The organism is Chitinophaga sp. SVR4-12A, from assembly GCF_056754765.1.
On record NZ_JBPGWP010000001.1, the window covers coordinates 2821516 to 2837841 of the forward strand.

Annotated in this window: 16 protein-coding genes; 10 read left to right on the forward strand and 6 right to left on the reverse strand. The window is 42.7% G+C overall.

Annotated features, from left to right (window positions below):
* Positions 1–64: 64 nt before the first annotated feature.
* Positions 65–346, forward strand: coding sequence for a hypothetical protein (locus ACR9Y8_RS11310; RefSeq protein ID WP_481213373.1), 282 nt, complete (start codon positions 65–67; stop codon positions 344–346).
* A gap of 74 nt (positions 347–420) precedes the next feature.
* Positions 421–1572: an FAD-dependent monooxygenase gene (locus tag ACR9Y8_RS11315; RefSeq protein WP_481213374.1), complete on the forward strand. Its 1152-nt coding sequence runs from the start codon at positions 421–423 to the stop codon at positions 1570–1572.
* Here ACR9Y8_RS11315 and ACR9Y8_RS11320 read toward each other — a convergent pair.
* Entirely contained in the window at positions 1569–2558 is a 990-nt protein-coding gene (locus ACR9Y8_RS11320) for an MBL fold metallo-hydrolase (protein ID WP_481213375.1), read from the reverse strand. The genes ACR9Y8_RS11315 and ACR9Y8_RS11320 overlap by 4 nt on opposite strands.
* Before the next feature lie 118 nt (positions 2559–2676).
* On the opposite strand from ACR9Y8_RS11320, the gene ACR9Y8_RS11325 reads away from it, so the two are divergent.
* Positions 2677–3039 (forward strand): winged helix-turn-helix transcriptional regulator, encoded by a 363-nt coding sequence (locus tag ACR9Y8_RS11325; RefSeq protein WP_481213376.1) that lies wholly within the window; start codon positions 2677–2679, stop codon positions 3037–3039.
* Here the strand turns inward: ACR9Y8_RS11325 and ACR9Y8_RS11330 are convergent.
* The 5 genes from ACR9Y8_RS11330 to ACR9Y8_RS11350 all read right to left on the reverse strand — a co-directional run bounded on the left by ACR9Y8_RS11330 (position 3036) and on the right by ACR9Y8_RS11350 (position 6682).
* Positions 3036–4064, reverse strand: coding sequence for a hypothetical protein (locus tag ACR9Y8_RS11330; protein ID WP_481213377.1), 1029 nt, complete (start codon positions 4062–4064; stop codon positions 3036–3038). The two genes, ACR9Y8_RS11325 and ACR9Y8_RS11330, sit on opposite strands and share 4 nt — an antisense overlap.
* A 68-nt stretch (positions 4065–4132) precedes the next feature.
* On the reverse strand, positions 4133–4297 hold the full coding sequence (locus ACR9Y8_RS11335) for a hypothetical protein (protein ID WP_481213378.1): 165 nt from the start codon (positions 4295–4297) through the stop codon (positions 4133–4135).
* Between the two features lie 122 nt (positions 4298–4419).
* Positions 4420–4836, reverse strand: a complete 417-nt coding sequence (locus tag ACR9Y8_RS11340; protein WP_481213379.1) for a hypothetical protein — start codon at positions 4834–4836, stop codon at positions 4420–4422.
* A 116-nt stretch (positions 4837–4952) separates the two neighbouring features.
* Complete coding sequence (locus tag ACR9Y8_RS11345; RefSeq protein WP_481213380.1) at positions 4953–6083, reverse strand: FecR family protein; 1131 nt, start codon at positions 6081–6083, stop codon at positions 4953–4955.
* A 50-nt stretch (positions 6084–6133) separates the two neighbouring features.
* Positions 6134–6682, reverse strand: a complete 549-nt coding sequence (locus ACR9Y8_RS11350; RefSeq protein ID WP_481213381.1) for an RNA polymerase sigma factor — start codon at positions 6680–6682, stop codon at positions 6134–6136.
* A gap of 579 nt (positions 6683–7261) precedes the next feature.
* Between ACR9Y8_RS11350 and ACR9Y8_RS11355 the strand changes: the two genes are divergently transcribed.
* From ACR9Y8_RS11355 to ACR9Y8_RS11385, 7 genes are all read left to right on the forward strand, one after another.
* Positions 7262–10576 carry a SusC/RagA family TonB-linked outer membrane protein gene (locus tag ACR9Y8_RS11355; protein WP_481213382.1) on the forward strand — a complete coding sequence of 1105 codons (3315 nt, stop codon included), beginning with the start codon at positions 7262–7264 and terminating at the stop codon, positions 10574–10576.
* Between the two features lie 24 nt (positions 10577–10600).
* A complete protein-coding gene (locus ACR9Y8_RS11360; protein ID WP_481213383.1) occupies positions 10601–11971 on the forward strand; it encodes a RagB/SusD family nutrient uptake outer membrane protein in 1371 nt (456 codons plus the stop codon).
* Between the two features lie 89 nt (positions 11972–12060).
* Positions 12061–12594 carry a hypothetical protein gene (locus ACR9Y8_RS11365; RefSeq protein ID WP_481213384.1) on the forward strand — a complete coding sequence of 178 codons (534 nt, stop codon included), beginning with the start codon at positions 12061–12063 and terminating at the stop codon, positions 12592–12594.
* A gap of 50 nt (positions 12595–12644) precedes the next feature.
* Complete coding sequence (locus tag ACR9Y8_RS11370; protein WP_481213385.1) at positions 12645–13103, forward strand: thioredoxin family protein; 459 nt, start codon at positions 12645–12647, stop codon at positions 13101–13103.
* Between the two features lie 91 nt (positions 13104–13194).
* Positions 13195–13701, forward strand: coding sequence for a hypothetical protein (locus ACR9Y8_RS11375; protein WP_481213386.1), 507 nt, complete (start codon positions 13195–13197; stop codon positions 13699–13701).
* 339 nt (positions 13702–14040) lie between these two features.
* Entirely contained in the window at positions 14041–15045 is a 1005-nt protein-coding gene (locus tag ACR9Y8_RS11380) for a TolB family protein (RefSeq protein ID WP_481213387.1), read from the forward strand.
* Positions 15046–16150: 1105 nt separating this feature from the next.
* Entirely contained in the window at positions 16151–16321 is a 171-nt protein-coding gene (locus tag ACR9Y8_RS11385; protein ID WP_481213388.1) for an alpha/beta hydrolase family protein, read from the forward strand.
* Positions 16322–16326: the final 5 nt, after the last annotated feature.

Here is a 16326-nt window from a genome sequence, read left to right on the forward strand (position 1 = left end):
ATGAGATAAATATAAGTAAAAAAAACGATAAGCGGCTTGATTCTTGCCTATCTTCATACTATCTATGTTGAATAAAATTGCACCGGATAAGTGGAGACATTTTTGGGTGGGGATATTGATGGGCGCTGTATTGCAGAGCGCTGCGTGGTTTGTATTTCCGCATCAGCCTATTGCCGGGGCTTTGGTTGTATTTGCCATCGTGGTGCTGATCAGTTATGGCTTTGAGCTGTTTTCGCTGATCAGCGGGCGCGGGCATTATGATATAAAAGATGCCATTGCCAGTATTATTGGCGGTGTGGTGGGAATGGCGTTGAATTGGGGAGCGTTGTGGGTATTGATATCATAATTACAGCATCATAACAAATATCATGTTTTACGGAAGTATGATCCTGTACATTTGACCTCAAATAGGGATTTCTTATGAAAGTTATCATCATAGGAGCGGGTATTGGCGGGCTCACGCTTGCAATTGCCCTGCAGCAAAAAGATATAGCTTATGAAATATATGACGCAGCTCCCGGCAACAAGGCAGTAGGTGCAGGCATTATGCTGGGCACCAATGCCATGAAGGTGTATGGGCGCCTGGGATTATCAGCGATACTGGAAGGCCGCGGCGCGTTGCCGGACCGGTATTCTATCAGGGATCATCAAGGGAATGTTTTAAAGGTGATCGATAACAAACTGCTGCTGGAACGCTTTGATCATAAGAGCCTGTTGATACACCGGGCTGCATTGCAGGATGAGCTGATCAAGGCTTTGCAGTGGAACGTGCAATGGGGTAAGAAATGTGTGCAGATCAGCGAGTCTGCCACAGCCGTAAGTGTGCAGTTTGAAGATGGCAGTATAACAAGCGGCGATATATTGGTAGGCGCCGATGGCATCCGTTCTACTGTGCGTGAGCAATGCGTTGTAAAAGCACAGTACCGTTATTCCGGCCAAACCTGCTGGCGGGCGATCATCCCCATCAATCTTCCTGCTGCAGAACAACTGGAAACTGCAGAAGTGTGGGGAGGCGGAAACGGCCTGCGGGCCAGTTATGGCCAGGTGGGACCACAGCAGGTATATTTCTGGATGACGAAGCAAATGCCAGCCGGTAGTTCGTTTACCTCTGAGGCTGCGCTGGAGTATATCAAAACATCACTGCGTTCGTTCAACGGGTATATGCAAACGGTGCTAAAGCATTTAACTGCTGATACATTGATACACTCCGACCTGTATGATATAAAACCGATTGAGCGATGGCATAAAGGCAGGGTGGTATTACTGGGCGATGCGGCGCATGCTACTACCCCTAACCTTGGCCAGGGCGCTAGCCAGGCGATAGAAGACGCTTATATGCTGGCGGGCTGTCTTGCCTCCTACCCTATACCTGCGGCGGCTTTTGCGGTTTACCAGCAAAAAAGAATGGGACGGGCGGTTAAGATAGTGAGCATGTCCAGGACACTGTCAATGCTCACTAATCTACGCTGCAGGATCGCTGTCTTGTGCAGGAACCAGCTGATGAAGCGGATCCCTGCAGGGATTGCTGATCAGCAGCTGGCTTTTTTGTATGATGTGAAGCTGGACCATTAACCCGGGATAGCGTATGTTTCAGGCACCCATTCCCAGGCATCTCCGTTAGGGCGTACATGGCCAATGCCAGGCCAGGGCAGGTGATAGCCGAATACCGTCGTCTTATTCTGGGCCAATACAGCCAATACTTTCCTGCGGGTATCTATTGCCTGTGAGAAATCCGTATCGCCGAAAAAGCCCCATTCAGGATGCGGGAAGAGCAGCACATCAGAATGCATGAGGTCTGCAATGTGCACCAGCTCTGTTTCCCCGGAATATACATGCACGAGGGTATGCCCTGGTGTATGGCCGGCGGCGAGCTCGAGACGGATGCAATCGAACAGCTGAGAAGGATGATTGAAGAGATGCAGGCTGTTGTGCAGGGTAGTCAATGTTTGTTTAGTACCCCGGATGATCTGTTGCAGGAATGCTTTATCTGTGAATTTACTTTTGGAAAAATCCTGGCTGGCTGCGTGCATCCAGAACTCATGTTCGATGGCGGAGAGATGAACTTGTGCGTTAGGAAAAGTTCTTTTGCCTTGTGCATCGAGGAGACCGCCGATGTGATCAGGATGCGCGTGGGTGATGACGATGTCAGTGATATCGTTCACGTGGATACCCGCATCGGTGAGTGAACTCACCAGCCATCCTGCGTTGGCGCCGAAGCCGTTACCTGCGCCTGTGTCTACCAGGATCAGTTGTTTATCTTTCTTAATAATGAGCACATTCATGCCCAGGTCTATTTCTTTTGTAGAACGGAAGCTGCGCTGTAAGAGGCCGGAGACTTCGGTGGCTGCTGCATCAGGCGCGAAGTTGGGTTGCACCGGGGTCATGGCAAGATAGCCGTCTGTTACTACAGTTAGTTCCAGCTCGCCTAATTGAAAACGGTGGAATGGTCTCCCGGAGGATATTGCTATTTTATTTCCCTTTGCCAATAATTTCCCGAACGGTAATGAAGCTGCGAGCCCTGCCAGGAGCATGTTTCGTACTAGTTCCCTTCTTTCCATATTTTTCTTATTTGCATCAAATGTAGCGGGGCACTACCTTTGAAACAAGTATGCACTTTTAAGTACCCTACTTACCAAAAACATACTATTGTTGAATATCAACGTAAAAAAAGTGGTTATGACGCAGAAAAACACGACAGTGATATGCGCGGTAGACTATGCATTCAGACGGATAGGCGGAAAATATAAGGGACGTCTGCTATGGTATTTGTACCAGCATAAGGTAATGCGATATGGCGAGCTGCGGCGGAGTATTATGGACATCACGCCGAAAATGCTGACGCAGACGCTGAGAGAGCTGGAAGTGGACGGGCTGGTACACCGCGAGGTGTATCATGAAGTGCCGCCGCGCGTGGAGTACAGCCTGACGGCAACAGGACACGAGCTGATCCCTTTCATCAATCACCTGCGTATATGGGGTGAAAAGCAAATGGAAAAGGAACAGATACCGGCTATGCCTTATGTGTGCGTATATCCTTAAAGTTTAGCTGTAGCATTTAACCTGAAGAGCAACACATTTTTATCGTATGCGGCCACCAGCGTATCCTTATACCTGGCGAGCTGCAGTACCGGCAGGTTTTCATAGCCTGGTAAGCGGATGCTGGTTTCATAGTTGCCGGTGGCAACGTTGTAAAGATCCAGCGAGGGACCGCGATAGCCGGATGCATTAGCATCTTCAGACAGGGCATAGGAAAGTACATACAGGTACTGATCATCTGCTGTGGCGGCAGAGTTGACAAATACTGCCTTACCGGAGAGAGTATAGATCTTGCCGCTGGGAACGGCAATGTTGGCGGGCGGTGTTTTATCTATCGTTATGACTTTTGAGAGCTGCTTCGACTGCTGGTTGTAATGAATGATCTCGGAATTGTAGAAGGGGATGTAGTAAAGATCGCCGGTAGCTGTGTTTTTTGTAAAGAAGCCATCGGCAGAAAGTCCGCCATCCTCGAAATAAGTAAACTCATACAGGGTACTGTCTTTCTGTGCGTTGGAGAGCTCAGCCAGGCGCAGATTGGCGCGTTGTTTTTCCGTATCGAATGTTTGTGTGATAAACGCATTGCCGGTGGCAGCGCGGGTGGCTCTTATATAGCATTTGCTGCTGCATTTGATACTATCTATAGCGCCGGTGGCCGGCTGATAGGCAATGACGCGCGAGCCGGATCCATCGAACAGGTAGCAGGCAGGCGTATCGATATCAAAACCGCAGAGGAGGTTAATGGTGGCCTTGCTGTTATTGAAGAAGGTGTCCAACCGGTGGTGCGCCATATCGTAGCTATAAATGGCGGTGTTCTTATAGACATAGCCGTAAACCACCCCATTATGCACTTTCATGATACTGACCCTACCGGGGAAGGGAACGGTATCCACGGCTTGCAGGGAAAAGCGGTTGTAGTTGCGGTTAAAATGTGCTATTACGCGATCGGGACCGGCACTTTTGAGCAATACTACGATAAGCGCTACGGAGGCAAGCAGCAGCGCGGCGATGATGAACAGATTTTTCTTCATAAGAAAGAAGGCTGCGTGGGCAGCCTTTGGTGTTTAATACATTGGTGAATGATTACAGGTGCGTTGGCTCAGGGGCAGATCTGCACTTTTATTCCCCATGCGCCGGTGGAATTACATACCCTGTCTGGTTCGCAATGGCAGTAAGCAATCGCGGCGGGTTTGCTGGCTTTAACGGCAATGGCAACGGTAGACCCGACGATCAGGGCGAGGGCGAGGAAAGCTAACTTTTTCATGATGGGATTTTTTGGGTTTCAAGAATACGTAATGAGGGTTATTGATCCTTTCAATTAAGGTACATGATAATTTTGAGTCAGCGCATCCCGGGAAAGGGGGATTTTTAGTATCCCCGTTTCCCTTAGTTCTTTCTTATGTGGTATTCGTCCCATTCGGTACAGACGCGGAGGAAATCTGCTGTGGGGATCTTCATGTAGACGGAGCAGGCGTTTTCTATGCTTGTTTCGTCGCGCAGGGCGCTGCCTTCCCAGGAGAGCCCGTTGGAGATGTGGACCTGGCGTTTATCTTCTTTGTCAAAAAAGTACACATAGTCTTGCCGGGGAAGGACTTTCCCCCAGTGGTATGCCCAGTCATCCGGCAGTTCGGGATGTGGTTTACCATCTTTTAAAGCCAGGAGTTTGTCCAGTATCTCGCGGCCCATGTCGCCAGGGGCGCCATATTCTCTGAAGAAGTGGTATAAGAGGTGATCGGCCTGGGCGTTCCAGCCGCCCGGGCGTTTATGCGTGGCGAAGAAAATTTCGTAGTCGGTAAGCGTCATTCCACAATGATAAGAAGATGATACGGATGAAACAAAAAAAGCAGGTAACTGGAAAGAAACCTGCGAAAGGAGTTTTCAAACAAAATCTAAACCTATTATGGGTTGGTTGGCAATAATCAACGGAAGTGCAGCACACCGTCCTTGAAGTAATAATCAAGTTCGGTAGCGTTCTTAAAGAGCTCCAATTGTTTCTCCAGTGATTTGTTTCTGTCCAGCTCACCGGAAAAGCGTTTGCCAGCGGTTTGCCGGCTATCCATTACCACGGCTATACCAAACCACCTGGGGAGCACGCGGCAGATCTCATCCAGGGAGATATCCTGGAATTTGAAGATGCCTTTTCTCCAGGAGAGGATATCATCCTCGTCAAAGGGATGCGTTTTTATAGCTGCGCCTTCTGTATAGACAGCTTCGTAACCGGGTTTGATGACACGGGACTGTTCGGGCGCCTGCAGCTTAACGGAGCCTGCAACAAGGGCGATCTTCACGAGGCCGGAGTCGTAGGTATTCACGTTAAATTCTGTGCCGAGGACCTGGATGCGGGTATTCCCGAGATTGATCAGGAAAGGCTTGTCTGCATGGGCAGCGACTTTGACATACGCTTCGCCATTGATCGTTATTTCCCTGTTATCGCCGAAGGCAAACGGGAATTGAACGGTAGTGGCGGAGTTGAGCCATATTTCGGAGCCGTCGGCCAGCTGCAGCATATAATCTTTGCCGATGGGGACGGTGAGGGTAGCTAAGGCGCCGGTGCTTTTGCTTCCCTTGGGGGTATAGCGTAATACCTTATTGGCGTTTTGCAGCGTGGCGCCAGCAACGGCTACCTGGCCCTGTGTGGTGGAGAGGTCTATTGTGTTCCCTCCTGGCAGGGTGAGGCGGATACCGTTTGCGGGCGTATTTACGGCTGCTATCTGAGGTTTCATCCTGGCGGAAGGAACCAATAAATAGGTGAGCGTAGCCAGTGCCACGAGGCCGATGGCTGCGATGCTGAGTGTTCTGCGCAGGTTGCGGGTACGGCGTGTTCTTTCTATGCGATCCCAGACGTTTACCAGGGCGATGTGTTCATCGAAAGCCTGTTGTACATCGGGTGCGTTCATGGTTTCATAATGCTGCTGCCTTGCCTTCCAGTACTCAAAAGCTTCCTCGTCCCGGGAAAGGAGTTCATTCAGATAGTCCTCTTCTTCCCGGGTAATAATGCCAGCGACCTGCTGACTTGTTAACTGATCTATTATGGCTGGATCAAACTTCATTTAGCACGACTAATAATATAATACGGGCGAGCAGCTAAAACATACTGCTGTTAGTATTGATTTTTTACACTTTTTCTCAAAATGGCAAGACCTTCACTGACATAGTTGCGGACGGTCTGGAGTTTCATACCGGTAATCCGGATGATTTCTTTATAGCTGAGGCCGTCCATATAATACATTTTTATGACCTGGCGTGTTTTGGGGGCATTGATCTGATCGATGGCTTTGTGGATCTTTTCGGCGAGTTCGCTGTTTCCGTTATTGTCTGGTAAGGAAGTTTGTTCTTCTTTTTCCAGGTATTTTATGTTGAGTTTAAGGGAGGTTTGTCTTTTTTCGTTGCGGTCTTTACATGCGTTGCTCATCATGGTGAAGAGGAGGTAGCGGAGGGAGAGCTCTGGTTTGAGGGTAGCGCGTATTTTCCAGAGTTTGAAGAAGACTTCCTGGACAACGTCTTGTGCTTCCTGGGCGTTGCCGTTGCAGCGCGATATAGCGGCGAGGAATATCCAGCGGCTGTATTTATGAAACAGTTCGTTGAAGGCGGGCTCGTGGCCTTTTATCAGGTCCATTACCAGCAATATGTCATCCCGTACATTCTGCATGTGATTCTTAGACTACCTGTAAAAACTGTGTAGAGGGAAAAGCAACCGGTTGGTGGTTGTTTCAATGTCGTGGGCCGGTAATAGAATATGGTTACTTACTGAGCAAAATGCACAATAATTTATTACAAACGTTTTGCTTAGTAAATATAACTTATTTAGGTGGGAAATCAAAAAATATGGTGGCGGGGATTGCTGTGTAGTGGGCTGTCTCCGCTGGTTTAAAGTTAATCCATTGTTAACTAAATAGCATCCCTCTTTTGTGGCATTTTCTGTGCGCAAAAAATTTAAAAAAAACTTCATTTTGGACAGTATGAACGGAAAAGTTATCCGTATAATATATAAAGTATGCTTTATGGTGATATACCAGAAGCGAGGATAAAAATAATCATGGGAATGATAAATACATAATGAAGGGGGACTTCTTTTTTTAGTAATAAATGTGAATGTTAAAATAAATCAACCGAAATACGATCATTGTATGAGTTGCCTGTGATCCAGCCGGGTATTTCTGCCCGTGAGATCAGAAAAAACGACCATGCATAAACGAAAATTTATACGCTTACATTAAAATCAGCATCTATGGGACAGTCATGGACCAACAGGGTGCGCAGAGTGGGCATTCTGTGCGCCGTTAATTTATCCTTATATCTAAATTGTTTCGCGGGCGTGGATCAGGGAGAGAAGAAAGTTACGTTGAATGTGGTGGAAGAGAGTTGTGTGAAAGTGTTTAAGCAGATAGAGAAGCAGACGAAGATGAGTTTTTTCTATTCGACGAGTGATATCAGGTTGCCGGGGAAGGTGAGTATTAATGTGATGAATGCGGCATTGGATGAGGTGATGGGGAGGATTTTGGAGGGGACGGGATTGGAATGGGTGTATACGGATAATATAATAACGATTAGAAAAAAAAAGGGGGCGGAAGGAGGAGGAAATGGTATGGGAGCAGTGGCGGATTCGAATATTAATACGATAACGGTGACGGGGAAGGTGACGCAGGCGGATGGGACGGGGATACCGGGGGCGACGGTGAGGGTGAAGAGGACGGGGGATGGAGTGACGACGGATGGAGAGGGAAATTTTGTTCTAACCTCTGCAAGGGAGAATGACTTCCTCCTTATCAGCTCTATTGGATATGAAACGAGAGAAATTCCAGTTAAGAGAAAGACGATTCTTATACAACTGAACCTGGCGATACTGAGCATTGAAGAAACTGTTGTAAAAGGCTACTACACTACAACAAAGCAACTAAATACCGGCAATGTAACTACAATCACAAGCAAAGAAATAGAACTACAACCAATCTCAAATCCACTGGCCGCTTTACAAGGGCGTGTACCAGGCATGTTCATAACACAAAACACAGGAATTCCAGGTGGTAGCTATAACGTTCAAATACGTGGTCAGAACAGTGTTAACAATGGCAATGATCCCCTGTACATCATTGACGGTGTTCCATACACATCTCAACTCCTATCAAATCTCTCGGAAAATGTATTACAGACGGCCACAGGTAGTATTTCGGGCGGCAGTCCCCTCAGCTACATTAACCCAACGGATATTGAAAGCATTTCAGTACTGAAGGATGCTGATGCTACGTCAATTTATGGCTCCAGAGGGGCAAATGGTGTTGTCCTAATCAGTACCAAAAAAGGACATGAAGGAAAACCCAAGCTCTCAATCAATCTTGCTTCAGGTATAGCACGCGTGGGGCGAAAAATTCAACTCTTAAATACACCCGAATATCTATCTATGCGGAAAGAAGCCTTCAAAAATGATCAAGTTGCACCTTCCATTGAAAATGCCCCAGATCTCTTAGCTTGGGATACACTAAAGTACACTGATTGGCAGCGAGAATTAATAGGTAAGACAGCAAAAATCATGAATATGACAGCCACATTATCCGGCGGCAGCTCATCTATCCAATATCTATTAAGTGGCGACTTCCGTAGAGAAACTACTGTCTTTCCGAGTGATTTCTCAAACCAGAAAGGCTCAGGTCACTTTAGCTTTAATACGGGTTCCATAAACAAAAAACTAAAGTTGTCATTTACCGGAAACTATCTTTTGGATGACAATAACTTGCCAATAACAGATCCAACTGATCTTATATACACATCACCCAATGCTCCAAACCCATATAATGAAGACGGGACTTTAAATTGGGCAAACTCCACGTGGCCGTTCGCAACAAATCCAGTTTCGCTACTACTAAAGAAGTATAAATCCGAAACAACAAACTTTATTAGCAATATGAACCTTAGCTATGAAATATTAGATGGGTTGGAAATAAAAAGTAGTTTGGGATACACTGAGCTCCGAACGAAGGAGACAGCGACAACTCCCATTTCCTCAGGGGATCCTTTGTATACTATAAGCGGATATTCATCCTTCACCGACAACGATATACGTTCATGGATAATTGAACCACAAATTTCATATCAACGTGGCACAAAACTGGGCGTATTTGAACTGTTATTAGGAACGACCTTTCAACAAAACAGCTCCAAAGGCCAAATATTGAATGGTAGCGGGTACAGTAATGATCTCCTACTGGAAAATATTCAGGCAGCACCAACCATTTCTGTCAGTTCTTTAACATCCCGTATATACAAGTACAATGCAGTTTATGGGAGAGTAAGCTACAACTGGAATGGAAAGTATATTTTAAACCTAACTGGAAGAAGGGATGGTAGTAGCCGCTTCGGCAAAAACAACAGATTTGCAACATTTGCAAGTGCCGGGGCCGCATGGTTGTTTAGTGAAGAAAACTTTATAAAAAGAACTCTCCCATTCTTAAGTTATGGTAAAATAAGATCAAGTTATGGTACCACAGGCAACGATCAAATTGGCGACTATAGCTTTTACGATCTCTACACCCCTTATCAGTCCTCATATCAATCAGTTGTCGGATTATATCCATATCGGCTTAACAATCCTAACCTTGAATGGGAGGAGACCAGGAAATGGGAAATAGCATTAGAAATGGGCTTCCTTAAAAACAAATTAAACTTTAACCTCTCATACTATAAAAATCGCTCATCGAACCAGTTACTTTCAAGTCCGCTCCCAACACAGACGGGTTTTAGGTCAATTTCATCAAATTTACCGGCAGTGGTTCAAAACACTGGATGGGAAGCATATGCGACAACAAATGTAAATATCAACAATTTTACCTGGATTAGTTCGCTGAACTTAACTGTAGCAAAAAATGAACTCATATCCTTTCCGGGAATCGAAAATACCGCGTATCAAAATTCCCTTTCCATCGGCCACCCTTTGTCTTCAAGAAAAGTATTTATATTAAAAGGAGTCGACGAAAACACCGGCATATATCAATTCCTAGACAGTAAAGGCAATCTAACTACAACCCCCGCTTTTGTAACTGACCAAAATAGTATTATAAATGCGCGTCCCAAGTTCTACGGAGGACTACGAAACTCATTGACATATCAAAACTTCCAATTCGATTTCCTATTCCAATTCGTAAAACAGCTTGGATTGAACCCCGATTTCAATGGAGCACAACCGGGAACATTTGGTTTAAACAAAACAAAGGACGTGTTGGGCAGATGGCGTACACCCGGAGATAAATTCCCAACGCAAATGGTCACTCAAAGCTATGCGAGCCCGGCTGCAACCACCTATTTCTACGCGTTACAAAGTGACAAGATATACACAGACGCCTCGTACATTAGATTAAAAAATCTTTCTATTTCCTATACCCTTTCGTCCTCCTTTATAAAACAAATCGGATTACAATCTTTTAGAATTAGTGTACAGGGGCAAAACATACTAACATTAACGAAATACAAAGGCCTTGATCCCGAAAACTCAAACATCAGAAACATTCCACCACTACGAGTTATTATGTTTGGGGTTCAAGCTACTCTATAGTTAAATACTCTAAAAAAGGCTTTTATGAAATCAAGACACTTAATTGTAATAGCGCAAATTTTTATACTCACATATACGTCTTGCACTAGTTTTGTCGATGTAAAGCCACCTACGACAGAACTTGTTGGTACGACAGTATACAGTAATAACGCAAGCGCAGCGGCCGCAGTAACCGGAATATATCAATCGATGATTAACCTTGGACACCCAATTGGCGGCGGGATTAACGGTATTTCAGCTTTGCTGGGACTTGCCGCCGACGAATTCACGCTTTATCCCAATCAGTACCAAGCTCTATCACAAACCTATAGCAATGCAATCTTAAGTTCAACGGAAATCCCACTCTGGGAAAAACTATACAATACGATTTACCAATGCAATTCCGCGCTAGAAGGGCTACTAAAGAGTAACGGCATTTCGCCAAAGCTCAAGCAACAGCTTATAGGGGAAACAAAGTTTATCAGATCATACTGTTATTTTTATCTAGTGAACATCTTTGGTGATGTACCACTTGTCCTCATGTCAGACTACAATGTTAATAAAACACTGCCTAGAACGCCATCGAATGGTGTATTAAGTCAGGCAATAGTAGATCTGAAAGACGCTTATTCATTGTTAACGGATGAATATCTTAATGCTAATGGCACCATCACGGACTCAAGGACACGTCCAAATAAAGCGGCAGCAAACGCCCTATTGGCAAGAATATACTTAAATCAGATGAAATGGGACAGTGCTATAGTACAATCATCATTAGTCCTAAACAACAGTAAATACAGTTTACAAAGTAATCTTGCCAATGTGTTTATACACGACAACTCAGAAGCAATATGGTCGTTAGAACCTCCCAATACAGGTTTCAACACTCCCGATGCTGTATTCATCGAAGGATACATTTATGGTGGTGCACCCACGGGATATGCACCATTCTACCTTCGAGACAATTTCGTAAATTCCTTTGAAAAAGAGGATTCGCGGGTTAAATCGTGGACTATCAGCAGCATACAGGGCAATACAAAATACACGTTTCCTTATAAATACAAATTACAATATACTGGGCAACCTCCAGAAGAATACCCAGTTTTATTTCGCTTGGCAGAACAATATTTAATTAGAGCCGAAGCAAGAATCCATACTGGAGATATTACAGGTGCACAATTAGATCTAAATAAAGTCAAAGAAAGAGCAGGTGTAGAAGCCATTAACACATCTGATAGAAAATTACTGCTAGATGCATTGGGTGAAGAAATTAGACACGAACTATTTACGGAATATGGACAACGGTGGTTATACCTAAAAAGATCCGGTAAAATTGATTCGATAATGCAGACAGTTTCAAAGGAAAAAGGAGGAAGCTGGGAAAAACAGACATCCTGTTTCCCATACCTCTCTTAGAAATCCAATCTAATCCATCATTAAAACAGAATTTAGGCTACTGACAACAGTAGCTACTTACTCATAGCAGATAATTAAAAACTACCAAAATGACAAAGAAAAGTATATTTCGCGGTCAAAGCGCCACCAAAGTCTCAGGTATCATGAAATTATTATCTTTCTCGCTTTTTTTAATCTCCTCATCTATCTTTTGGAGTTCTAATACTAACACAAACTATACCGGTAGCTGGCTCTTAAATATAAATAAAAGCGAATTTGGCAATGTCCCTTACCATGCCGCTGTCAAAGCATTTGATATTCGGCAATCTGAAGATTCCATTTCAATAAAAAGAATAACTATTGATAATGAAGGGAAGGAAGCTGTCTCAGAGGAAACTATTAGTCTTGATGGAAAACCATGTACAAGCCAGTTAAAGGATGGAAGACGGAAAATATCAACAATCAACTGGGACAGCAACAATGAAGAGCTGACAACAATAAGTACCTATAGTACTTCTAGTGATCCAAACCAAATAGACTATAAACTGGTTCAACAATGGAGGTTAAAAAATAACAATAAAGAACTTATGGTTATACTAACATCACCCAGCTATACAATAGGTCTAATATATGACAAACAGTAAACTTACGACTTTACTTATGCCTATTTAATTAAAACCACTATTTATAAGTTATGCAAACAAGGATTACAATTATTTTAGTAACTACTCTATTAATCTTTGTAGAGATAAGCCAATCCAAAGCACAGGGTATCATTTTTAGTCATAAAAAGGACTGGGATGAAATAGTATCAAAAGCTCAAAAAGAGGATAAACTTATCTTTATAGATTGTTACGCAACATGGTGTGTCCCTTGCAAGAAAATGGAAAGCGAAGTCTTCTCCTCAGATTTAGTCGGCAAGAGTGTCAACAGCAAATTTGTCTCTATAAGGCTACAAATGGACACGTCGAAGGCAGATAATCACGAGATAGTTTCCCAATATGATTTAGCCAAGAACATTCTCAGTGTTTACAAAGTGAACTCGTATCCAACGTACTTATTCTTCAGTCCAAATGGTAATCTAGTACATAAAGGATTAGGTTATTTAAATCAAAATAGGTTTTTGGAAACTCGTAAACCAGGCTATCGATGAGAAAACACAGTACTACCCGCTTATAGAAGATTATGAAAAAGGGAACAAAGACTATACAACAATACCGTATCTATTGAAAATTGCCGAGACATTGAACGAACATGATATCTACCGAAGATTGTCCATTGACTATATAAATAATTACCTTTTAAAGGATACCAGCAACTTCATATACACCCCAAACAACATTGAACTAATAAAGAAAGGTACTATTGGGTCATTTGAAAAGGGATTCAGTTTTTTTCTCAACAAAGCAAAATTGCTAGATAGTGCCATGAGCAATCCAGATTATGCGGAAGAATGGGTAAGTTACATTATTACGAAGGAAGAAATAGACCCTCAAATTGCCGCAGCTTCACTGCTTATGAAAGCACCAGAGTGGGGGCTAATAAAAAATCAAATAGCGGATAAATATAATTACTACTATGGTGAAAGGACAACATTACTTGCCCAAATGAAATGGGAATTAGCACACAAGAAGTATAGGGACTACACCAACAATATCATAAATTTTGTTAATAAGTATGGCACAACAATGAGCAACCTGGGATTGAAATGGATATGCGTGGGAGATATATCAATACAGCAACAATCATGAAGAACTGAAATCGGCAATTAGCTGGCTGGGGGACAGTTTTATTAACTGAAAAAGATAGTACCGATTCGCTTCCTTCTTACCTAAGAACAACGTACTGGTTGTCTCCTGTATAGATTGGGTGATAGCGAAAAGGCAATTAAAGCTCATTGAGAGAATCAATTTCCCTTGCTGATAAATTTGATAACAAGTATTTCACCGAAAACGAAGTACATGTTCTTGAAAAAATGAGAAAAAGAGAGTCAATATGGCCCGCAGAGCAATAGCGATTTTTTGTAACTGCTATTATATTTCAGTACCTAATTTTAATTTGATATTTATTTGACAAACCTGTTAGATCGCATGCCTCCAAGTATTAATCAAGTGGCCAAATTAACGCTGACCTCTATTTTGTCTTTCATAACAACCTATACATACGCTCAAAAGCCACCAGTAGACAGTTCTCTTTGCAATAATTTTTCCGAAATTATTGCAAAGCAAATATCGAACGACGGCCAATATGTAGTATATGTCACAGACAAAAAGAATAAAGGAGCAGTACTTACAGTCAAATCGACCAATACCGAGTACTCAAATGACATTAGCCTTACATCGCCGTTTATCAACCCAATAATCTCTGAAGACAGCAAGTGGCTGGCATTTCAAAAATCAAAAGATAGTATATATGTACTTAACTTAAAAGACAAAAAGAAACAAATTATAGCAAACGGTAACTCTGCCAAACTGTTGCCGTCAAAAAGCGATACAAAAATAGTATATCTAACAAATACAAGCGATTTAGTAATCCATACTATATCAACACAATCAAAAAAAATATTTACAAATTCAAAACAATACGCGATAAATAGCACTGGCGATAAACTTCTTATATGCCAAAACGCCGTACCAGATGGATCCAAAATGGAGCAGCTTATCCTGGTAAATACCTTAACATATCAACAAACAATAATATGGAAAGGAAGCAGCAGTTCCGGATACTCATTCTCAGAACTCGGGGACAAAATTGCTTTTTTTGAAGAAGAAGGTAAGGACAGTGTCGCAATATGGTGTCTAGACAGTAACTCAAAAATGGCGACGAGGATTGTTGATAAGAATACTATTGGTTTCCTTTCAAATTTAATTATATCAAAATCAACTTTAAAGTTCAGTCCAAAAGGAAATAAAATCTTCTTTTGTCTAAAAAAACCCACAATCGATCTTCCAGTAAACAATAACTTCTCAAGTGTTGATATTTGGAACTTTAAGGACAAGACTTTACAAGAGGAACAAATTAATAGAAAATCATATGGCATAATTAAAGAAATGCTGTCAGTATACAACCTAAAAGAAAAAAAGCTACAGTTTTAAAAAAACAACTGATGATTACATATCATCATTCAACCATGGTGGTAATGACAATTTTATTTTAGTATCAGTAGAGGCTTGACTGTAATGAGGTAATTAATAGCTTAAGCAATCTCTGTATAGTAAACACAGATAATGGAAGCAGAGAATGCCAGGAATTGTTGTATTTTGCAAATAATACAAACTTTTCTCCCGATGGTAAATATCTACTTTGGTATGATCAAAGTAAGAAGGCTTTATCTTCACATTGAATCTTGAAAACAAATGAATAGTAGATATTACCAGGAAACTGCCATTCCCTGTGTTTGATGAACAATGGGACGCCCCAACAGCAGCTCAGCCATACCGATCAGTACCTGTGTGGCTGAAAAACGACGAAGCAGTTTTGATTTTCGATAGATATGATATTTGGCAAGTAGATCCGCAAGGATAGATGCCTCCGATAAATATAACGTAGCGGCTACGGTAGACGAAATAAAATAATTCTTCGATATTTATATTCAAACGAATATGGTATAAATGAGCCTCCGATTGACAAGAGCTCCACATTAATCTTGCCGGCTTTTAGCCGTACTGACAAGAGAAACGGGTTTTATAAAACAATAATTGGTACTCATTCAGATGCAAAACAATTAACGCTATCCCCTGATATTTACTATTTCCCAGAAAATTTCTCGGTATGCTCAGCTTTTCCAACGTTCTTTGTAAGAAAGTCAAAATTTGCCAATTACTATCTATTAACGAAAGAAAATGCTGAAGAATTTCCAAAATCTAGTCGTAACAAAGGATTTCAAAGAATTCACGCAAATTAGTAACATAGATGATCATAAAGAGTATAACTGGCTAACAAGTAGTCTCTTTAAGTGGAAAACATTGGGAGGGCAGTTCAGCTTCCGGTATCTTATACAGACCGTCTGACTTCGACCAACAGAAGAAATACCCGCTAATATTTAGTATATATGAACGACAGTCCGACGGTTCGAATAAATTGATACGTCCTGAGTTATTTACAGGTCCCATAAACGTACCCTTTCTTGTTAGCCAAGGTTATTTAGTTCTTTCTGCCCCGATATTTACTATGACCCTGGAAATACAGGCATGAGTATCTATGATTTTGCGACTCTCAGCTGCAGATTCACTCGGCAAAATTCCGTGGATTGATTCTGACAGAATGGGCATTCAAGGTCATAGCTTCGGCGGCTATGAAGTTAACTATCTTGTCACAAAAACTTCGATATTTGCAGCAGCGTGCTCTGCGGCGGGGGTACAGATCTTATAAGTCGT